This window comes from Deltaproteobacteria bacterium, from assembly GCA_016210005.1.
In the GTDB taxonomy this organism is placed as follows: Bacteria; Desulfobacterota; Binatia; order HRBIN30; family JACQVA1; genus JACQVA1.
In genome coordinates, this window is the sequence record JACQVA010000142.1 from 1 (window position 1) to 19,873 (window position 19,873).

At 65.6% G+C, this 19,873-nt stretch carries 21 protein-coding genes; 7 read left to right on the forward strand and 14 right to left on the reverse strand.

Annotated elements, in window-relative coordinates; genetic code table 11:
* The first annotated feature begins 338 nt into the window (after positions 1–338).
* The 4 genes from HY699_13430 (at position 339) to HY699_13445 (ending at position 1,696) form a co-directional block, all read left to right on the forward strand.
* On the forward strand, positions 339–692 hold the full coding sequence (locus HY699_13430; protein MBI4516807.1) for a type II toxin-antitoxin system RelE/ParE family toxin: 354 nt from the start codon (positions 339–341) through the stop codon (positions 690–692).
* On the forward strand, positions 689–1,024 hold the full coding sequence (locus HY699_13435; GenBank protein MBI4516808.1) for an XRE family transcriptional regulator: 336 nt from the start codon (positions 689–691) through the stop codon (positions 1,022–1,024). The genes HY699_13430 and HY699_13435 overlap by 4 nt, the downstream gene beginning before the upstream one ends.
* Positions 1,025–1,214: 190 nt before the next feature.
* The gene (locus tag HY699_13440) at positions 1,215–1,490 is read left to right on the forward strand and encodes a hypothetical protein (GenBank protein ID MBI4516809.1); all 276 of its coding nucleotides are present in this window, start codon (positions 1,215–1,217) and stop codon (positions 1,488–1,490) included.
* Entirely contained in the window at positions 1,487–1,696 is a 210-nt protein-coding gene (locus HY699_13445) for a YgiT-type zinc finger protein (protein MBI4516810.1), read from the forward strand. The genes HY699_13440 and HY699_13445 overlap by 4 nt, the downstream gene beginning before the upstream one ends.
* A gap of 144 nt (positions 1,697–1,840) precedes the next feature.
* Here the strand turns inward: HY699_13445 and HY699_13450 are convergent, their stop codons facing one another.
* The 3 genes from HY699_13450 to HY699_13460 form a co-directional block, all read right to left on the reverse strand.
* Entirely contained in the window at positions 1,841–2,269 is a 429-nt protein-coding gene (locus tag HY699_13450) for a DUF4062 domain-containing protein (GenBank protein ID MBI4516811.1), read from the reverse strand.
* Between the two features lie 170 nt (positions 2,270–2,439).
* On the reverse strand, positions 2,440–2,958 hold the full coding sequence (locus tag HY699_13455) for a hypothetical protein (protein MBI4516812.1): 519 nt from the start codon (positions 2,956–2,958) through the stop codon (positions 2,440–2,442).
* Positions 2,955–3,182 carry a hypothetical protein gene (locus HY699_13460; protein MBI4516813.1) on the reverse strand — a complete coding sequence of 76 codons (228 nt, stop codon included), beginning with the start codon at positions 3,180–3,182 and terminating at the stop codon, positions 2,955–2,957. Before HY699_13460 ends, HY699_13455 begins: the two co-directional genes overlap by 4 nt.
* A gap of 447 nt (positions 3,183–3,629) precedes the next feature.
* Here HY699_13460 and HY699_13465 point away from each other — a divergent pair, with 447 nt between their 5' ends.
* On the forward strand, positions 3,630–4,484 hold the full coding sequence (locus HY699_13465) for a crotonase/enoyl-CoA hydratase family protein (GenBank protein ID MBI4516814.1): 855 nt from the start codon (positions 3,630–3,632) through the stop codon (positions 4,482–4,484).
* A gap of 5 nt (positions 4,485–4,489) precedes the next feature.
* Here the strand turns inward: HY699_13465 and amrS are convergent, their stop codons facing one another.
* The 4 genes from amrS to HY699_13485 all read right to left on the reverse strand — a co-directional run bounded on the left by amrS (position 4,490) and on the right by HY699_13485 (position 7,877).
* A complete protein-coding gene (gene amrS, locus HY699_13470) occupies positions 4,490–5,569 on the reverse strand; it encodes an AmmeMemoRadiSam system radical SAM enzyme (GenBank protein ID MBI4516815.1) in 1,080 nt (359 codons plus the stop codon).
* Positions 5,570–5,595: 26 nt separating this feature from the next.
* A complete protein-coding gene (locus HY699_13475) occupies positions 5,596–6,027 on the reverse strand; it encodes an archease (GenBank protein ID MBI4516816.1) in 432 nt (143 codons plus the stop codon).
* A gap of 8 nt (positions 6,028–6,035) precedes the next feature.
* The gene (locus HY699_13480) at positions 6,036–7,493 is read right to left on the reverse strand and encodes an RtcB family protein (GenBank protein ID MBI4516817.1); all 1,458 of its coding nucleotides are present in this window, start codon (positions 7,491–7,493) and stop codon (positions 6,036–6,038) included.
* A 237-nt stretch (positions 7,494–7,730) separates the two neighbouring features.
* On the reverse strand, positions 7,731–7,877 hold the full coding sequence (locus HY699_13485) for a hypothetical protein (GenBank protein MBI4516818.1): 147 nt from the start codon (positions 7,875–7,877) through the stop codon (positions 7,731–7,733).
* 146 nt (positions 7,878–8,023) lie between these two features.
* Between HY699_13485 and HY699_13490 the strand changes: the two genes are divergently transcribed.
* Positions 8,024–9,676: an acyl-CoA synthetase gene (locus HY699_13490; protein MBI4516819.1), complete on the forward strand. Its 1,653-nt coding sequence runs from the start codon at positions 8,024–8,026 to the stop codon at positions 9,674–9,676.
* Between the two features lie 29 nt (positions 9,677–9,705).
* Here HY699_13490 and HY699_13495 read toward each other — a convergent pair whose 3' ends face one another.
* From HY699_13495 to HY699_13525, 7 genes are all read right to left on the reverse strand, one after another.
* On the reverse strand, positions 9,706–10,770 hold the full coding sequence (locus HY699_13495; GenBank protein MBI4516820.1) for a diacylglycerol kinase: 1,065 nt from the start codon (positions 10,768–10,770) through the stop codon (positions 9,706–9,708).
* A gap of 36 nt (positions 10,771–10,806) precedes the next feature.
* Positions 10,807–11,601 carry a glucose 1-dehydrogenase gene (locus tag HY699_13500; GenBank protein MBI4516821.1) on the reverse strand — a complete coding sequence of 265 codons (795 nt, stop codon included), beginning with the start codon at positions 11,599–11,601 and terminating at the stop codon, positions 10,807–10,809.
* Positions 11,602–11,692: 91 nt separating this feature from the next.
* Positions 11,693–12,718 carry an ABC transporter permease gene (locus tag HY699_13505; GenBank protein ID MBI4516822.1) on the reverse strand — a complete coding sequence of 342 codons (1,026 nt, stop codon included), beginning with the start codon at positions 12,716–12,718 and terminating at the stop codon, positions 11,693–11,695.
* Between the two features lie 3 nt (positions 12,719–12,721).
* On the reverse strand, positions 12,722–13,705 hold the full coding sequence (locus HY699_13510) for an ABC transporter permease (protein MBI4516823.1): 984 nt from the start codon (positions 13,703–13,705) through the stop codon (positions 12,722–12,724).
* On the reverse strand, positions 13,705–15,438 hold the full coding sequence (locus HY699_13515; protein MBI4516824.1) for an ABC transporter substrate-binding protein: 1,734 nt from the start codon (positions 15,436–15,438) through the stop codon (positions 13,705–13,707). Before HY699_13515 ends, HY699_13510 begins: the two co-directional genes overlap by 1 nt.
* Positions 15,435–16,274, reverse strand: coding sequence for a DUF4292 domain-containing protein (locus HY699_13520; GenBank protein ID MBI4516825.1), 840 nt, complete (start codon positions 16,272–16,274; stop codon positions 15,435–15,437). The genes HY699_13515 and HY699_13520 overlap by 4 nt, the downstream gene beginning before the upstream one ends.
* Positions 16,271–17,974 carry a tetratricopeptide repeat protein gene (locus tag HY699_13525; protein ID MBI4516826.1) on the reverse strand — a complete coding sequence of 568 codons (1,704 nt, stop codon included), beginning with the start codon at positions 17,972–17,974 and terminating at the stop codon, positions 16,271–16,273. Before HY699_13525 ends, HY699_13520 begins: the two co-directional genes overlap by 4 nt.
* A gap of 784 nt (positions 17,975–18,758) precedes the next feature.
* Between HY699_13525 and HY699_13530 the strand changes: the two genes are divergently transcribed.
* Positions 18,759–19,841, forward strand: coding sequence for a Gfo/Idh/MocA family oxidoreductase (locus tag HY699_13530; protein ID MBI4516827.1), 1,083 nt, complete (start codon positions 18,759–18,761; stop codon positions 19,839–19,841).
* The last annotated feature ends 32 nt before the right edge of the window (positions 19,842–19,873 follow it).

Consider the following 19,873-nt stretch of genomic DNA (forward strand, 5'->3'; position numbering starts at 1 on the left):
GCCATCTTCAACTTCCTCAAGCGCGATCGGAAAGCTATCGAGATCCCGCTGGAGATGAAGCAGCTCGCCGCCGGCGGGCGCTGAACGCTTTCGCGGACGCCTCCTTCCGGCCCCTCGTCCTCGGCCACTCCGCCCACTTCGGGCAGTCAAGAGCAGTGACCAGTTGCCCGTGACCAGCGGGAGCCATCGAGCCATTGGGTATTGGGCCATTGTCGGAAGAGTGGGGGGAACGAAGGGCCGTGCAGCCACCGGGAGTCATGCACTCGTGACTCGGGCCGTTGACCGGCGGTGGGCGGATCGCAGGCTTGCCTGCACACCAATATTAGTGTAGCCATCAAATGGACTTCTCGGTTGAATTCTACGAGACGGCGGATCGACGCACACCGGTCGAAGAGTTCCTGGATGATCTCAAGGCGTCTGATCCTGATGTCCACGCCAAGGTGCTTGCTGGGCTGGCCAAACTCCGCGACCGCCACAACCATCGCGAGCCGCTGTCGAAGCCGGTCGGCCACGGCCTCTTTGAACTGCGCGTGCTTGGTCGTCTCAACACCCGCGCACTCTGGTTCTTCCACCACGGGCGCCGTATCATCGTGGCGCACGGCGTCAGACACAAAGGACAGAAACTGCCACCCGAAGCGCTGCGCGTTGCCCTGGCCCGCAAAGCGGAGTGGGAATGGAGATCCGGTCGATGAAGAAAGCAACGAACTTTGATCGCTACCTCGCCCGCCAGTTGCGCACCCCTTCCTTCGCCCGCCGCTATCGGCAGGCTGCAGAGGAATGGAACGTGGCCCTCCAGCTCGCAGCGCTGCGTCAGGCGCGCGGCCTGACGCAAAGTGACGTGGCGCGTCTGGCCGGTACGACGCAGCAGCAGATCAGCCGGATGGAGTCGGCCGATTATCAGGGCCACTCCCTCTCCATGCTCCGCAAGGTCGTTGCCGCACTCGGCGGCTCCGTGCGCGTGCACATCGAGCCCACCCGCGCCGCGGCCGGCACGCCGCGGCTTTCGCAACGCCGTGCCGCGTAGAGCCCCATTCTGCCACTCCGCCCACTTCGGGCAGTCAAGAGCAGTGATCAGTGACCAGTGACCAGTTGCCAGTGACCAGCGGGAGCCATCGAGCCATTGACGATTGGATCATTGCAGGATGAGAGATGACCGATGAGCGATCCCGGGCGGGGCACTGACCAACGACCTGGCGAAGATCAAGCGACTCATTTTGCTCGGCCGCTACCGCTTCACGCACAAGGCCGAGATGGAGCGCTTGCGCGATGGACTGGAGCAGACCGACGTCCTGGCGGCGATCATGAACGCGCCGGCGATCACCAAGGTCCTCCGCTCCACCAGCGTGTTCCGCCAGGCTCGCCGCGAGAAGCTGTACGTCATCGAGGGCTTTACCTTCGACGGCCTGCTCATCTACACTAAGGGCGTGATTCGCAGGGAACTCGGCCAAGACACGCTCTACATTCTCGTGTCTGCAAAGCGCTCCACATGACGGAACTCCGACGGTGCCCCAACTGCGGCAGCCGGCGCATCGAACGGCTCGCCCGACCTTTTCGTGCCCGCGTGGCCGGCAAATGGGTCCGTATCCCCAACCTCGTGCGCGAGATCTGTCCCGATTGCCACGAAGAATACTTCGACCGGGACGCCAATGTCGAGATTGACGAGGCCTGCTTCGGCAAGCAGCGACGAAGAGCGTAGGCCGGCCGGTACTCCTCTTCTCACTCGCTCCGTTCAGCCGTTCTTCCTCGTGCTGCCCTTGCCCACTCCGCCCACTTCGGCCTCGCCCGCCTGCCGTAGCTGCGGCGCAGGCAGGGGCAGTTTCGTGCGTGCAGTGACGCGTGATCAGTGACAAGTGACGAGAATTGGTTCAGCGAGCCATCGGGTCTTCTGCTTGTCCCAGCGGTCTAGGCCGGTGTCGAAGTCCTTGTCTGGAAGAACGGGAACAGTGCCATCGATCTCGAACACCAAGCGCGGCCGGCCCGCTTTCTTCGCTGCGCCGTACTCGAGCTCTGTGATCGAGACCTCACGGTCGTCGGGTATCCGGCCGTAGCGATACGCCACGATCCCGACGTAGATGTCGCACTCCCGCGCCCAGTCCTCGCACTTCTCGACTGTGGGGCGTTCGTTGGCGGTAAAGCGCTCCATGCCGACGGGCTGCATGCCGGCGCGCAGCACAGCATCCTGCACGACCTTCCGCCGCTCGGCGTTGTCCAGGTAGGTGCTGGAGATAAAGACTCGGAACGACGCTCGGCCCCCGCGCTGTTTGGTCACCGGTCGCTCTCTCTTGGTCGGCACAGCATGGCGTTACGACGACTCGGCTTGGTCGGTCAAGGGATGGGAGGCTGCGCTCTGATCGCCGCGCGCGGCGGGTGATCGGTCCGCTGAACGGACTTCGACAAGTGCTCCGGCGCAGCCATGCGCGTCGGGATGTCCGGGAGTCCTCAAGTTCGTGTTAGCTCGTGCCACAACGCGCGCGCGTCCGCGGGCAGCTCCTGCACGCGCGATTCGACTTCGCTGCGCAGCGTGCTCTCGTCAGCTGCCAACAACAGGCGAACATCCACCACATCCTGCGGTCCACCTGCAAACAGCTTCAGCAGAACCAAGTCCGCACATCCGACCGTCATCACGGCGTGCCCGGCAACCGTAATCGCCACCGCGCGTGTGAGCACCTGGGTCTGCCAGGGGTGCTTCCCCACGACCACGTCGAGCAGTTCGTATCCATCCGCGATCCGAACCACACCGGCGAGGGGGTCGTCCAGGTCCCCTTCGCGGATCTCGGCCCGCCCTGTTGCGAGCGCCGCCCAGAATTCGGGGTGCAACACGGTGCGGTCGGTCACCAGCACATCCGCGTCAAGCGTCGCCCGCACAATCCCATGCGCCGCCAGCGCCACGCCCCCAATGGCCGCAGCCTGGACGTGGCGCGCGTGGAGGTAACCCAGAACGGCCACCAAGAGATTCACACGCGTGCGGCCTCCATCACCATCGAACGTCGGCGGCCGCGGTGTGTGTTGCGCTGCGCGATCGCCGCTGCCCGGGCGCGCGGCGTGCCGGGAGGCAAGGTGGCGAGAAACAGATCGAGTCCTTCCTGGCCTAGCCGCAGTGCGAGCAACACGCGCTCTTCCGCCGTGCCGCGGAAGTGCTTCGCCAGGTCCTCTGTCAAATCGCGTCGGGGCAAGCGCGCCATGCCTCCTCTCGTACCCCACCCTGGCAGCGAGCGCAAAGCTGAAAGGCAGGTGTCAGGTGCCGGGGAGCAGGCTTCGAACGAACCCCAAACCGAAAATAGCGCACCCGAGAACACAGAGGTGTGACACGGAGAATGAGACCTGGAGCCGTGCATGGGCACTTCACCCGATTGAGGCTGCTTCAGCAGCCAGGCTCCATCCTCAATCTGATCGCCGCGTTGACTGTTCTCGGGACGGCCGCCCTCGCCGCCATCGAGGCGAGCTATATCGGTATGGGTCGCGGCAAGCCAAGGAACGGGCCGGTCGCGCCCTTCTTCTGCATGCTGCTTTGCTGGGTCGTCATTTACCCAGTCTCACTTATTTCGTCGTAGCGAGAACGTGAAAGAGAGAAAGAGACGTTGCGGGATTTGTGAACCGGTGTACTAAGTATGGCGCCAAGGAGGCGCCCAATGGAGTTCACTACCCTGACCCTGACGCGAGACGGCCGCGTGGCCACGATCACGCTCAACCGCCCGGAGCGGCTCAACGCGATCAACCGTGAGCTGCCGGAGGAACTGGAAGGCGCCGTTCAGGCGGCCAACGCCGATCCCGCCGTGCACGTGCTGGTGCTGCGCGGCGCCGGCCGCGCTTTCTGCGCCGGCTACGATCTCGACTGGGGCACGCGCGTCGAACACCAGAGCGACGCGCACCAGCTCTGGGACCCGGTGCGCGACTTCGTCATGATGTCGGAAAACGTCCGCCGCTTCATGAGTCTTTGGCACAGCCGCAAGCCGGTGATTGCGCAGGTGCACGGCTGGTGCGTGGGCGGGGGCACGGATCTGGCGCTGTGCTCCGACCTGATCGTGGCGGCCGCCGATGCGCAGATCGGCTACCCGCCCGCTCGGGTGTGGGGCTCGCCGACTTCCGCCCTGTGGGCCTATCGCCTCGGCATGGAGCAGGCGAAGCGGCTGCTGCTAACGGGTGATCCGCTGGATGGTACGCTGGCCGAGCGTATCGGGCTGATCTACAAGGCCGTCCCGGCGGCCGAGCTCGAGGCCGAAGTCGGTGCGCTGGCCCAGCGCATGGCCCTGCTGCCGATCAATCAGCTGGTGATGATGAAACTGCTGGTGAATCAGCAGTACGAGAACATGGGGCTGCGCACCACCCAAATCATCGGCACGGTGTTCGACGGCATCGCCCGGCACACGCCCGAAGGGGTGGCCTGGCGCGAGTTGGCGATCACGGAGGGTTTCAAGGCCGCCGTCGCTCAGCGTGACGACCCGTTCGGCGATTACGCCAGCGCCAAGCGCAAGCCGCGGACTTGAGCCCATCACATGGCCACGCCGGGAATGGCGAGGCCGCAGTCGGGACAACACCCGGCTTGGATACGGTTGGAGAGAATCTCGAAGCCGTAGCGGTGGATCAGCCGCGAGCGGCAACCATGGCAGTAGGTATCCTCACCGCCCTCGCCCGGCACATTGCCCTCGTAGACGTAGCGCAGGCCGGCTTCGTAGCCGATGTCGCGCGCCCGCCGCAGGGTGGCCAGCGGCGTCCGCTCGCGGTCGAGTAGCTGGTAGGTGGGGTAGAACTGCGTGACGTGCCAGGGAATGTCGGGGCTGACGCCGGCGATGAACTCGGCGATGTCGCGCAGTTCTTCGGGCGAGTCGTTGTAACCGGCAATCACCAGTGTCGTCACCTCGATCCAGACGCCGAGCCGGCGGTAGGCGCGGATGGCATCGAGCACGGGCTGGAGCCGGGCGCCGGTCATGCGCTTGTGGGCGGCGTCATTGAAGTTCTTGAGATCGATGTTGGCGGCGTCGAGATAGGGGGCGATGGCGGCCAGCGCTTCCTCGGTGATGTAGCCGTTGGTGACGAAGACATTGGCGACGTCCTCGGCCGCGGCCAAACGTGCGGTGTCGTAAGCAAACTCGAAGAAGATCGTCGGCTCGGTGTAGGTGTAGGAGATACTCTGGCAGCCGCTGCGCTGCGCCGCTTGTACGATCTCCTCCGGCGCCACCCTGTCCCCGGGAATACGGGCTTCCAGGTCGCGCAGCGACAGGCAGAGCACTTGCGGGTCCACGCCGCCGCTCTCCGGTAGCGGCGGCGGCTGGCCCTTGGGTTGCTGCGAGATCTCGAAGTTCTGACAGTGGCGGCAGCGGAAATTGCAGCCGACGGTGGCGATCGAGTACGAGCGACTGCCCGGGCGAAAATGGAACAGCGGCTTCTTCTCGATCGGGTCGATGTGGCGCGCAACCACGGCACCGTACACCAACGTGTACAGGGTCTCGTCCAGGTTCACGCGCACGCCGCAAGCGCCGCGGCGGCCCGGGGCGATTTGGCAATAAAGCGCGCAGAGGTTACACAGCACCCGGCCTGCGGTGAGCGGCTCCCAGAACAGCGCCTCTTGCATGATGTCCGCTCCTTTGGCGGCCGGTATCACACGTCCAGCGTCACGTCGGCATGCCACAGCGAGCCGAGGTGCTCCACCCGCAGCCCGTACAAAGTGACCGCTTTGACATCGGCGACGAGCTCGTGCCGGGCCGGGTCGATGGCCTCGCCGCAGAAGCGCGCGCGCACCTGCTGGCCGTGATCGGCGGCCTGCACGTGCACCTCGGTAGCACGCAGGAGCACGCTTTCGGCGTCCTTGAGGAAGATCAATTCGTCGAGAAAGCGCAGCAGCAGCAAGTCCAGCGCGTCGGCCGCCACCAGGACCGACTTGTTGAGGGCCGGGCGGATGGTATCGAGCGAGGCGACCATGACCCGCACCGTGGCATCGGCGGCCGCGGCAAAGAGTTCATCTAAGCTCTCACCCCAGGCGTGAAAGGTGACATCGGCGGTGACGCCCTCCTCGAGGTATTCGTACGGCATCGCCGCGCTCAGCCTTTGACGTTACCGATCGGGGTAAAGCGGACGATGCGATGGCTCAAGCCGGCCAGCTCGGTGGCTTCGACCACTGCATCGATGTCCTTGTAGGCGGCGCCGGCTTCCTCTGCTAGGCCGGCGTAGGAGGCCGTGCGCACATAGATGCCGTGCGCCTCCATGCTGCGCTGCAGGTCGCGCCCGCGATAGGCTTTCTTGGCCTTGGTGCGGCTCATCGTGCGACCGCTGCCGTGGGCGGTGCTGAAGAACGACTCGCTGCCGCTGGCGAGACCGGTCAGCAGGTACGAGCCGGTCTCCATGCTGCCGCCGATGATCACCGGCTGGCCGAGGCGCTGGTATTCCGGCGGCACTCCGGGCATGCCCGGGCCGAAGGCGCGGGTGGCGCCCTTACGATGAACCAGCAACTGGCGGCGCCGGCCGTCGACCACGTGGGTTTCCAGCTTGGCGGTGTTGTGGGCGACGTCGTAGAGCAGCCGTAGGCCGAGATCCTTGGCGTCGCGATGGAACACGCTGCTGAATACCTCACGGACGCGGTGGAGAATTACCTGGCGATTGGCGAACGACATGTTGGCCGCGCACTGCATGGCCGCGAAGTAGCTCTGCCCTTCCTCCGAGCGAAAGGGCGCGCAGGCGAGCTCGCGATCGATGATCTCGAGGCCGTACTTGTTGCTCATGGCGTGTAAGAACGTTTGCAAGTAGTCGCTCGCCACCTGGTGCCCGAAGCCGCGGCTGCCGCAGTGAAACATGACCGCGATCTGGTTTGGTTGCGTGATGCCGAGCTTGGCGGCCAGCGCCTGATCCGCCACATGCTCCGGGCGCGCCACCTGGATCTCCAAGTAGTGATTGCCGGAACCGAGGGTGCCGATCTGATGAAGCCCGCGCTCGATGGCGCGCGGACTGACGCAGGCGGCGTTGGCCCCGCTCAGGCAGCCGTGCTCCTCGGTGCGCTCGAGGTCTTCCTCCCAGCCGTAGCCATTGCGAATGCACCAGCGCCCGCCTTGCTCGACCACCTCGGTGAACTCAGACTTCGACAGCTTGACGAAACCCTTGCACCCGACCCCGGACGGCACGCGCTCGTAGAGGGCGTCGACCAGCTGGCGCAGTTTCGGTTGCACCTCTTCAAGTGTGAGGTTGGTCAGCGCCAGCCGCATGCCGCAGTTGATATCGAAGCCGATGCCTCCGGGTGAGATCACGCCGGTGTCGGGATCCATGGCGGCAACGCCGCCGATGGGAAAGCCGTAACCCCAGTGCGCATCGGGCATCACGAAGCTGTAGCCGATGATGCCCGGCAAGGTGGCCACGTTGGCGGCCTGTTTGAAGACCTGGTCGTCCATCGCCTCGAGCAGGGCGGCGGTGGCGAAGATGCGCACCGGTACCCGCATCCCCGGGCGGAATGCCGGCGGCAGCTCCCAGACGCCTTCGCCCACGCGGCGGATTTCTGCGGGTGCAGCCATACGCTCGTGTTCCTCTGACCGGATCGTCGGGGCAAAACCGAGCCCCGTTGCTGTAGCCTGAGCAAACGCCCGGCCAGCGTCCAAGACCAACGCCAGCGGGGCGAAAAGTGTTCGGCGCTCTCAGGGCCGAGAAGGCCTCCGGGGTAGCGCGGTCACTGCCTTCGGCTCGCGCAGCGCCGTGGCGGTACCGCGCGGGCTAGCTCGGTTACTAACGGCGCGCCGAGCAAGGCGCGTGACTCACGCCGGTTGCGGCGGCGGGGCTGCCGGCGGCGCGGTCTTGCGGCCTTGCAGCTCGGCACGCAGGGCGCGCATGCGCACCCGCCGCAAGTTGCGCTTGCGCCGCCGCCGGTAGTAATGCGCCTTGTCTCCGCTCTTAAGTCCCATTGGCCTCGCTCTCTTTCGTGCCGAGGCTCGCCTCAGCCGGGCCATGCATATCGAATCCGTTCCCGCGGCTCAACGGGCAGGCCCGCCGGCGCCGAGTTGCCTTCAGCCGGTAATCCTGGCAGACGAACTGCGCACGGAGTGTGATCATGTCCGGATTCAACCTTGCCGCGATCAACGAGGCGATCGCCGCCGCCATTCCCGAGCGCGAGTGCATCGTCTTTCACAATCGGCGCTTCAGCTGGCGGGAATTCGCCGAACGCACCCGCCGCCTCGGCCATTACCTGCACGGGCGTGGCCTCGGCTGCCACCAGGAGCGGGCGGGGCTGCGCAACTTCGAGTCGGGCCAGGACCACCTCGGCCTCTATCTGCACAACGGCAACGAGTACCTCGAAGGCATGGTCGGCGGCTACAAAGCCCGCACGGCGCCGTTCAACGTGAATTACCGCTACGTCGAGGACGAGCTGGTTTACCTGCTTAACGACGCCGATTGCCGCGCGCTGATCTATCACGCGCGCTTTGCGCCGCGGTTGCAGAAGATCCGCAGCGAGCTGCCGCACCTGGCGGTGTTGCTCCAGGTCGCCGACGAATCCGGCAACACGCTGCTGCCAGGCGCGGTCGATTATGAAGATGCGCTGCGCCAGTCTTCACCCGAGCCATTGGCGTTGCCGTGGTCGCCCGATGATCTGTACATCCTCTACACCGGCGGTACGACCGGCATGCCCAAGGGCGTGCTGTGGCGCCAGGAGGACATTTTCTTCGGCGCGCTCGGCGGCGATACCCCGGGCGGCTTCAAAGTCGGATCTCTCGCAGACCTGGTAACCGCTGCCACGGGCGGCAGCTTGCGCGCATTGCCGGCGCCGCCGTTCATGCACGGGGCCTCCCACTGGATGGCGTTCAACTGCTTCCACCAAGGCGGCACGGTGATCATTCAAGATCACCCCGACCATCTCGATCCCCATGACATCTGGTCGACCATCGAACGCGAGCGGGTGGCGTTTCTCACCATCGTCGGCGATGCCTTCGGCCGCCCGTTGCTCGATCAGCTGGCCAAGCATTCCTACGACCTGTCGCAATTCAACGTGCTGCTCTCGGGCGGAGCCATTCTGACTGCGGCGCTGAAAGAGAGCTTGCTCGAACGGATTCCGCATCTCATGATCATCGACGGTTTCGGCGCCTCGGAAACCGGGGGCCACGGCTCGCAGATCACCATGAAGGGGATGCAAGTCAGCACCGGCAGCTTCCGCATGAACGAGCAGACGGTGGTGTTGAAGGCCGACCTCAGCGCGCTGGTTGCGCCCGGCAGCGGCGAGAGCGGCTGGCTGGCGCGCAGCGGACACGTGCCGTTGGGTTACTTTAAGGACGCCGCCAAGACCACCAAGACCTTCCCGGTGATCAACGGTGTACGCTACGCCGTGCCGGGCGACCACGCCACCATCGGCGCCGACGGGTCGATCAGCGTGCTCGGCCGCGGCTCTGTCAGCATCAACTCCGGCGGCGAGAAGATCTATCCCGAAGAGGTCGAGATGGCACTCAAGCACCACCCGGCGGTCTACGATGCCGTCGTCGTCGGCACACCGAGTGAGCGCTTCGGGCAACAAGTGACCGCGGTGGTGCAAGCGCGTGCCGGTGAGGTGCCCGGCAAGGAGGAGCTGATCGAATTCTGTGCCCGTCACCTCAGCCGCTACAAGCTGCCCAGAGCGATCGTCTTCGTCGACGAAATGGTCCGTAGCCCCGCGGGCAAAGCCGACTACCGCTGGGCCAAACGCACGGCCTACGAAGCACTGGGAGTGCGTGAGTAGGGCGCGCTCTCTGATCGGCCGGAAGTGGGTCAACGCGGGGGCCGGTAGAGCCCGCGAGCGGTGATCAGCGGCAAGTCGAGCATGGACAACAGGCCCGGGGCGGCGGTGCAGACGGCGGGAACGGCGTTGACGATGCGGGTGGCGGTGAGAATCACGCCGCCAACGGCATGGTCGCCACGCTCGTCCTCGAACTCAAACTCGCAGCGCAGCGAAGGGAAGCCCTTGATCATCACGCGGTAGCTGCCGTTGCCGCGCGGCCAATGCGGGGCCAGGTCATCGTCAAGTCGAGTGACGTGCTCGACGACGATCGCCGGCCGGCCGCCGACGATGCCGCGCACTTCGAAGCGCAGAGCCGCCATTGTGCCCGGCTCCACCGTGCGCCCACAAACCCGCAGTGGCTTGACTGCAGGGCACTTCTCGTAGCCCGCGGTGATGTCGTCAAGGGTGACGCCGAGTCCGTCGGCGAGCAGGCGGATGGTGCCGCCCCAACCGAACTCGAGCGTGCCCGGGGTCAGCAACAGCGGCATGTCCTCGAGTGGCTTTCCAAAACCCATGGTGTCGAAGAGCACCTGGGGTTGATTGTAGGTGGCGTAGTTGATGATCTCTTGCACCCGTACTTCCTGCCAGTGCCCGCAAACGCCGCTCAAGGTGAGCGGCAGCAGATCGTTGGCGAAGCCGGGATCGATGCCGGAGGTGAAGAAGGAGCTGCTGCCTTGGCGGCAGGCCTCGGCCAGCTGCGCGCGCAACTCGGGGATAAACGACTGCGGGTGCACCAGCGGCACCACCGAGCACGAGACCACGTTCTTGCCCGCGGCCAGAATGCGGCAGATCTCCTGCACCGCCTCGAACGGCCGCAGATCGGCGGTGGCGGTGTAGCAGACACAGTCCGCCGGCAGCGCGAGCATGGCCTCGATATCGTTGCTGGCGCGCACGCCGGCTGGGGCGAGACCGCACAGCTCACCGGCGTCGCGGCCGGCCTTGGCGGTGCTGTGGACCCAGACGCCGGCTAGCTCCAGCTCCGGATGCTCGATGATGCACCGCAGCGTGAACATGCCCACATTGCCGGTGCCCCACTGAATGACGCGGTAACTCATGGCGCTTTGCTCCACCCTCTGGGCGCTGGTCTTGCCTTACAGCCCGGTCGGCATCTTGACCGGCCAATTCGAGGCGATAGTGCCGCCGTCGACCTCGAAGACCTTGCCGGTCACCCAACTGCCGGCGGGCGAAGCGAGGTAGAGCACGGCGCAGGCGACGTCCTCCGGCGTGCCCAGGCGCGCCATCGGCGTGAGGGCGATCATCTGCTGGCGCAGGCCCTCGGCGGCATCGAGAAAAGGCGACAGGGCATCGGTCTCGGTAGCACCGACCGCGAGCGCATTGACGCGCACGTGCGGGGCGAACTCGTGCGCCAGCAGTCTGGTCATGTGTGAGAGCGCGGCCTTGGCCGTGCCGTAGGCGACGAAGCCGACGTCGACCAGGTGCGCCAGCGCGCTCGAAATGTTCACCACCGCGCCGCCGCCGTGCTTGACCATGTGCGGCACTGCTAGGCGCGTCAGCAAGAAGGCCGAGGTGACGTTGAAATGAAATGCGGCCTCGAAATCGGCGACAGTCAAATCGAGCGCCGCCGTCGGCGGGGTACCGCCGGCGTTGTTCACGACGATGTCGATCCGGCCGAACTCGGCCACTGCCCGTGCTACCACTTGCTCGACTTGGGCGGTGTCATTGACGTCGCAGGGTACGATCAGCGGGCGGGTGCCGCGGGCGCGGATTTCCGCCGCCACCTGCTCCAGCCGTTCCGGCGTGCGGGCGGCACAGACCACGTGGGCCCCGGCTTCGGCCAGGGCCAGCGCGCTGCCGCGGCCGATGCCGGCGCTGGCGCCGGTTACGATGGCGACCTTATCGGTCAAGCGAAAGCGATCGAGAATCATTCGGCTCTCCTGTCTGCTAACAAGCGTTAACTTCAGCGCCCCTTTTGCCAAAAATCGGCCGGCAGGGAAACCGCCCCGGCCTCGGCCCGGCTCAGCGCTGCAGCGCCCGCGGGTCGAGCTGGTCGCGGAGGTAGTCGCCGAGGAAATTGAAGGCCATGATGGCGCTGAAGATGAAGACGCCGGGTGCGAGGATCCAGGGATACTTGGTGAGATTCTGCACGTTCTGGGCTTCGGCGAGCAGGTTGCCCCAGCTCGCTCCCGGCTCCTGGATACCGAGGCCGAGCAGCGACAACGCGCTCTCGCCGAGAATGAAGCCGGGGATGCTCAGGGTGGCGGCGACGACCGCGTAACTGAAAGTGCCCGGGATGAGGTGGCGAGTAACAATGCGCCAGTGGCCGGCGCCGAGCGCGCGCGCAGCGACGACGTATTCGCGCTCGCGCAACGACAACACCATGCCGCGAACGATGCGGGCAAAGCCGGCCCAATTGATCAGGCTCATGATCGCCACAATCAAGAAGAACCGCGCCGCCGGCGACAACCAGCCCGGAATCACCGCCGCCAGCGCCAGCAGGAAGTAGAACGACGGCAGCGACATTTCGATCTCCACCAAGCGCATGATGAGGTTGTCGGCCCAGCCGCCGAGATAGCCGGCGAAGCTGCCGATCAGCGTGCCGAGTGAGAAGGTGATCAACACGCCGACGATGCCGACGGTGAGGCTAACGCGCCCGCCGTGCACGATGCGAGAGAACAGATCGCGGCCGAGGCTATCGGTGCCGAGCAGAAAGAATTTCGGACCCCCCGCCGTCGTGGTGAAGAGATGACCTTGATGAAACAGCAGGATGGGCACGCGCTCTTCGGCCTTGGCTTGGTAACGGCGCCGCATCGGATCGACCAGTTCGTAGGCGTGAGTATAGAAGAGCGACTCGTGCCATTGCCCGGGCGGGTTGATTCGCCACAACGACGGCGGGCAGTTGGGAAAGCTGCGGTTCTGCTCGGTGTAGTCGTACGGCGCCACCCAGGGCGCGGCGGCGGCGCTCAGATACAACACCGCGAGCACAGCGGCACTGGCCAGCACCACCAGCCCAGGCAACGAACGGCGGGCACGCGCGGCTGGCATGGCTCACCTGCCGGCTTCCAGCCGGCGGAAGTCGATGCGCGGATCGACCAGCGTGAGGGCCAGGTCGGCAGCGAGATTGCCCAGCAGCAGCAGCAACGAGCCGATCAGCACCGAGGCCATCACCAGGTAGGTGTCGATCGAGCGCACGGCGTCGAGCATCAGGGTGCCGAGACCCTGGAGGTTCATCACCGCCTCGACCAGCGCGGCACCGCCGAGCAGGTTGCCCAACTCGTAGCCGGCCAACGTCACAAAGGGATTGAGGGCGTTGCGCAAGATGTGCTTGAGCACCACCACGCGCTCCGGCAGCCCCTTGGCGCGCGCCGTCAAGAGGAAGTCGGCGCGCTGCATCTCGAGGATGTTGGCCCGCATCAGCCGCATCAGGCTGGCCATGCCGCTGGTGCCGAGTACGATCACCGGCAGCACCAAGTGATTCAGGCGATCGAGGAGCTTGCCGCCGGCGCTGAGGTTGTCGTAGTCGAGCGAGGTGCTGCCGCCGATGGGAAACCAGCCGGTCTGCAGCGCCGCGAACATCAGCAAGAAGGCGAGAAAGAAATTCGGCAGCGACATGCCGAAGAACGCCAGGAACGACAGCACCCGGTCGGTTAGAGACTCGGGCCGCAACGCCACCATGATGCCGATGGGAATCGCCAGGCTCCAGGTGAAGGTCATGCTGGTCACCGCCAGGATGACGGTGTTGAGCACGCGGGCACCGATGAGATCGGCGACGTTGACGCGGTAGGCCACCGAAATGCCGAGGTCGAGATGGAGTGCCCGCCACAGCCACTTGACGTAGCGCACGAGCAGCGGGTCGCCGTAGCCGAACTGGCGCTGGAGTTCGGCGATGGTTTCGGGCCGAATCGACGGGTTCATCTTCAGCGTGCTGAAAAAGTCCCCGGGCGCGAGACTGATCACGAGAAAGGAGAGGAACGTGATCCCGAGCAGCAGCGGAACCATGTGCGCCAGGCGGCGCGCCAGGTAGGCACCCATCATTGCGCGATGCTGATGCGCTCGGGGCGATACAAGCCCCAGACGTGCTGGTCGTAGTTCTGCACGTAGTTGCGCACGGCATTGAAGCGGCGCTCGCGCACGGTCTGGATCATCGGCAGCTCACGGTGGAGGATTTCTTCGATCTGCCAGTACAGCTGCCGGCGCTTCTCGACGTCCAACTCGCGCGCGCCGCGCTCCACCAACTCATCGATGGTGCGCTCCCATTCGGTGCCCGGCTTGGGTTGGTTGGGGTTCCATAGGTGCAGGTTGCCGCTCGAGCGCAGCAAGTTGGCGCCGTTGTGCGGCTCGACGCCGCCGGTAAAGCCGATCAGGATCGCATCCCAGTCCAAGGTGTGTTCGAGCGTCTCCACCAGCGCGGTGAACTCCAGCGGGCGGTAGTTCACCTTCATGCCCAGCTTGGTCCAGTCTTCCTTGAGGATGGAGCACATCTTCTCGCGGACCTGGTTGCCGCTATTGGTGTAGAGCGAGAACTCCAGCGGCGTGCCCTCGCGGTCTTCGATGACGCCGTCGCCGTTGCGGTCAGTGTAGCCGCCCTCGGCCAGCAGGCGGCGGGCCTGATCGAGGCTGTACTCGCGGTCCTTCAAATTGGGGTTGTGGAACAGCTTGTTCTCCGGCGAGATGTCGGCTACCGCCGGCACGCCGTAACCGTTGAAGCAGTTGAGGATCATCGATTTCTTGTCGATCGCGTGAGCAATGGCCTGGAGGAAGTGCTGGTCCGTGAACCAGTGCAAGCGTGGGTTGCGCTTGCCGCCGGCTTCGTAGTGCCGGGGGTTGCGGTTGAAGGTGACGAACAGCGTACCGGTGTCGATGCCGATCTCGTTGACGGCGAAGGCGAGCTGCTGGCTCTTGGCTTGAAGATCGCCGATTTCCTCTGGGCGCGGGTAATGGATGTCGGTCTGTCCGGCGAGGAACTTGAGGTAGAGCGTGTCCTGGTTAGGCACGATCAGCAGCGTCTGCTCTTCCAGATAGGGCAGGACCTGGCCCTGTTCGTCGCGCTTCCAATAGTCCGGGTTGCGCCGGAAGCGGATGTACTGCGCGGCAACGTACTGGGTCATGCGGTAGGGGCCGGTGCCGACGAGCTTCTCCGGTGGCGTGTCGATGCCCCATTGCTGTGCGAAGGTGCTCTTGGCGAGTGCTTCGCCCAGGATATGCTCGGGGATGATCTCGCTGCCGATGGAATTGAGCAGGGGGGCGAACGGCTGTGGCAACACGAAGCGGACGGTGTGATCATCGACCTGCTCGACCTTGAGCGGCTTGCCGTCGATGGTGAGCACGTGTTTGGTGCTGTTCGGAACCCGTTCGTCGAAGATGGTCTTGAAGGTGAACACGACATCGCGCGCGGTGAACGGCCGGCCGTCGTGCCAGCGCACGTCGCGGCGCAGATGGAAGGTGCAGACCGTGCCGTCGCCGTTGTATTCCCAGCGCTCGGCCAGCAGCGGCTCGACTTCGGTGGTCTTCGGATTGAGGCGCACCAGACCCTCGAAGATGTCGCCGAGGGCCACGCCAGAAGCGCTGTCGGTGACCATGATGGGGTTGAAGGTCTTGGGGTCGCTGATGGTGCCGGTGGTCAGGCGCTGCTCGCGCTTGGCGGCCGGGGTGAGCGCGGCGGTGCTCGCCGGTGTGGTTGCTGCCGGCTCGGATTGCGGTTGCTGGCAGCCGGCGAGCAAGGCCAGCGCCGCAAGCAACCCGACAATACGCGCCGCGGGCTTCACCAACCCGCCCCCGGACGGCGCTCGGCACTGACGATGTCTTCGAGCTGCACGTCTTGAACGCCGGACGGGGTGGTGAAGTTGAACAAGGCGGCGGTGAGCGCGGGGTTCACCTCGATGTCGCTCAACTCCAAGCTCACCCGGCGTTGCTCGGCCGGCAGCTCGAGGTCGATGTGCGCCGGCATGCCGGCGTGCTCGGCACCGAAGGCAGCGAAACGCGCGCGCCACAGTACCAGGCCGTCAGCTGCGCGCTCCTCGGTGGCCACCGCTTGCAAGGCCTCGTTGAACCAAATCACCTGCGCGCCGGCGTCCTGCCGGCGCCACAGGCGCAGCAAGCCGGCTTGGCTGTCGAAGGAAACGCTTTCGTCTTGCACGGCGCGTACGGGAGGGGTGCCGAGTAACAGCTCGACGGCATCGGACACTTCGAGGTGCACATGGGCGAAGCGCTCCAAGTTGGCGGGCGTGGCCTGGCCGCGATAGACGGTCGATTCGCTGCGCACGTACGCGGCCAGTTCGCCGTTATCGGCGGCCAGTACGAACACCGAGCCGAAGGGCGAGAGCACCTCAAGGCGCAGTCGCTGCGGGCGCTCGACGGCCAGCACCTGGCGCGCGCGGCGCTGCTGCTCCGGCCCCTCATAAACGAAGCGCGCCAGGGCGCGCAGGCCGGAGCGGGCATGCCGTTGTTGTTGCACCGCCGCCGCCAAAGTCGCCGCCTCCGGTAACGGCCCAGTGAACCGGCGCGGAACTAGTGGTCGCGCCGGCGCACAACCGGCGACCAAGATCAGCACTACCAGCCCCACGGCGGCCCCGAAGGCGCCCGGGCGGGCTACGGCATTCACGAGCCCCTCTCGCCTTGGTGGTTGTTGCCTTGCAGGATGTTGATCTTGTCGCGCACCCGCTGGCGATCGGCTTCCTTGGCGCGGTCGAGGGCGTCGCGGTAGGCCTTGAGCGCCTCAGCGACGCGGCCGATCTGGCGGTAGGCGTCGCCGAGATGCTCCAGAATCGTAGCGTCATCACTGGCGCGCTCGACCGCGCGCTCGAGCTGCTCGACCGCGGCATCGTAGTTGCCGCGTTGGTAGAAGACCCAGCCGAGACTGTCGAGGAAGAAGCCGTCGTCGGGGCTGACGGCCAAGGCGCGGCGAATCAGACTCTCGGCTTCGTCGAGGTTGGTGCCGAGATCAGCGTAAGTGTAACCGAGGTAGTTGAGCGCTTGCGCGTGCTGAGCGTTGATCTCGAGGGTCTTGCGCAAGGTGGCGATGGCCTCTTCCTTGCGTCCCGCCTCGTCGTAGAGCGCGCCCAGTTGGAAGAGATACTTGTCGTTGATCGGGTTACTCGCGACCAGCTGCTCGAGCAGCTCGATGGCGTCGGTGAGGGCGCCCTTTTCGCGATAGAGCGAGGCCAGGAAGCCCACCAGATCGCTGTTGTCCGGGCGCACGCTGACGGCGCGCTTGGCTTCGGTGATCGCGTCGTCGAGGCGGCCGGCTTGTTGGCGAATGTAAGCGATGTGGATGCGCGCGTCGGGGTAGAACTCGCTGTCGGCCGGGATGCGGTCGAACTCCTCCACCGCGCGGTCGTAGAGCTTCATTTCGCCGAACACCGAGGCGAGGTAATAGCGCACGCGGTGGTTGTCGGGTTCGGCGGCGAGCACGAGCGTGAATTCGGTGATCGCCCGATCGTAATCGTCGCGCTCGAAATAGATCAGGCCGATCTTGGCGCGGGTCTCCTGCGGGTTCTCTTCGATCTTCTCCAGCTCTTGAAACTGCGTCAGTGCTTCTTCGAGGCGCTTCTGGCCGACGTAGACACCGCCCAGGCGCTTGCGTGCCACCTTGCTCATCGGATTCGCGCTCAGCGCGCGCTGGTAGTGCTCGATCGCCTTTTCGGGCTGCTTCTGCGCCTCGTAAAGTAGCCCGAGGTCAACCAGTACCAACTCGGACTGCGGGTTGAGCCTGGCGGCGGCCCGCAGCGCTTGCTCGGCCTTCTCGAACTCATGCGCGGCGGCGTACACGCGCCCGAGATAGTAATGGCCGAGGAAGTAGTTGGGGCTGCGATCGGTCAGCCCTCGCAGCACCTCGATAGCACGGTCGTAGCGCTGCAGCTGCCCGTAGATGGCACCGAGCAACAACTGGGCGTCTTGGTGGTTCGGGTCAATCGTCAGCACCGCCTCGTATTGGGCGGTGGCTTCCTGATCGTGCCCGAGCGACGACTCGATACCGGCCAGCAGCATGCGGGCATCAACGTTCCGAGAGTCGAGTTCCACCACTGCCCGGCATTGCTCGGTGGCCTCGGGCAGCATGCCGTTGCGCACGTAGAGCGTGGCCAAGCGCACCCGCAGCATGGCCGTGCCCGGGTCAGCCGCCACCGCCCGCTCGTATTCCTTCAGCCCGCGTTCGAGATCGCCCTCGTTGATGGCGATCTCGGCTTTCAGAAAGTGGCCGAGGGCCGCGGCTTCAGGCGGCAGCGCGCTGGGCGGGGCGTATTCCGCTTGTAGCTCCGGATCCCAGCCCTCGCGCCGAGATGAGGATGGGACTGATCCGCGCATCGCGGCGCAGCCAGCCAGAGTCAGCACGGCGCCCAACGCCGCGCCCAGCCGCAAGCTCGCCCTAAGGGACCACGCCGGTGAGGACACCGGCTTGGAGCGCCGGTGATCCCGGCTAAGGCTGGGCGGGCCGGACTGCGGCCCTCTCGAAGAAATGCCAGGTCGGTATTGCATCACACAGAACGGGTAGCACAAAGCCCAGTAGGGGTCTATCGACCTGCCGAGCTTGCATCGGACAGCGACGCGCGGTGCTCCGAGGCGATGTGACGTGTTCAAGCAAGTCCTTTTGCGGGCTTCGTTTCCAGTCTTGATCCTCGGCCGCCTAACACGGCGAAGGATTCATGCGTGCGGTGAACAACGCCGCCGCTGGAGTCGAGCGAGGGGCAGTCGTCGAGCTATGCATTGCCCAGAGCGATGGTCACTCCCTGCACCAGCTCGTCAACGGTGACGCCGCCGTGAGGTTACGGAAGAAGCAGGCGAGACAGTCGCCGAGGGCGGTAGTAGGTGCGCGCGAAGAAAGCCTGCTGCGGCGACGCCGTGAGAACGGGGCCACGCCTGTTGGTCACGCCGTTTTGCCGTCGCAGCCGCCGGTGCACGCCGGAGGCTCGCGGCGAGGCGTGCGACCAACCCGTATCTTCGATCCAGCGGCCCGGAGTACACCCGGCCCCCTCATGAGCGCCTCGCCGGCTCACCTCGGCTGTGTGCGAGAATGCAACTGCCCTGCTGGTTAAGTCGGTCACAGCGGTGGCTGACAGCGGCGTTGCCGATATGTTAGGTGCTCGGGGCCATGGAGCAAGTTCGCATTGGCCTCATTGGTGCCGGGCTCATCGGCGGTACGCACTCGCTCATGCTGCGGCAGATCGCCGACCGGCTGGGCGGGCAGGTGGAGCTGGTGGCTGTGGCCGATCCGGTCGCAGCGCAGCGCGCGCTGTTTCAGGAGCGCTACGGCTATCGGCACGCCTTTGCCAACGCGGCCGAGCTGCTGCAGGCCGACCTTAACACCGTCTTCATCTGCACACCGACCAAGTTCCACGCCGAACTGGTACAGGCGGCAGCCGAGCGCAAGCTGCAGCTGTTTTGCGAGAAGCCGCTGGCGATGTCGTATGCCGAAGCTGCCGCGCTGCATGCAGCCGTGCAGCGCGCCGGAATCACCGCGCAGATCGGCTTGGTGTTGCGATTTTCCGCGGTCTATCGCGTGATGCAGGCAGTGCTGGCGCAGCCCGAGATGGGTACGCCGGTAGCCGTGATGTTCCGCGACGATCAGTGTTTTCCGATCCGCGGCGGCCACAACACTGCCTGGCGCAAGGACCGCCAGCTCAGCGCCGGCGGCACGCTGATCGAGCACGGCGTGCATGATCTTGATCTGCTCACGGTCCTTTTCGGACCGGTCGCCCGCGTACGGGCCTGGCAGCACAACCGCGCCGGCCATCCCGGCATCGAGGACTTCATGGCCGTGGAGTTGGAGTTCGACTGCGGCCTGCGCGCCCAGCTGCTCAACCTCTGGCACGACATGGTTCAGCGCAATTCCAACCGGCGGCTGGAGATCTTCTGCCAGCAGGGGTTCGTCGCCAGCGACTACGACATGATCGGCGACATAGTCGTGCAAGTCGGCGACGGCGATGAGCTACGGCTCGGCCCTGACGAAGTGCTGCGGCGTTTCGAGTCCCTGCTCGGAGTTCGCGACCACGGTTTTCGCGACTGGTACGGTATCCCCTATCTGTTGCAGGACTTATGCTTCATCGAGGCGTTGCTTGCCGGCCGCCCTGCGAGTCCGGATCTCGGCGCCGGCGTCGAGGCCCAGCGGCTGGCGGCGGCGGTTTACGAAGCCGCGCGCACGGGCGAGGAGATCGACGTGCGGTCGTGGCGGTGACGACTGGGAATCGGGGACGGCTGCGTGCTGCG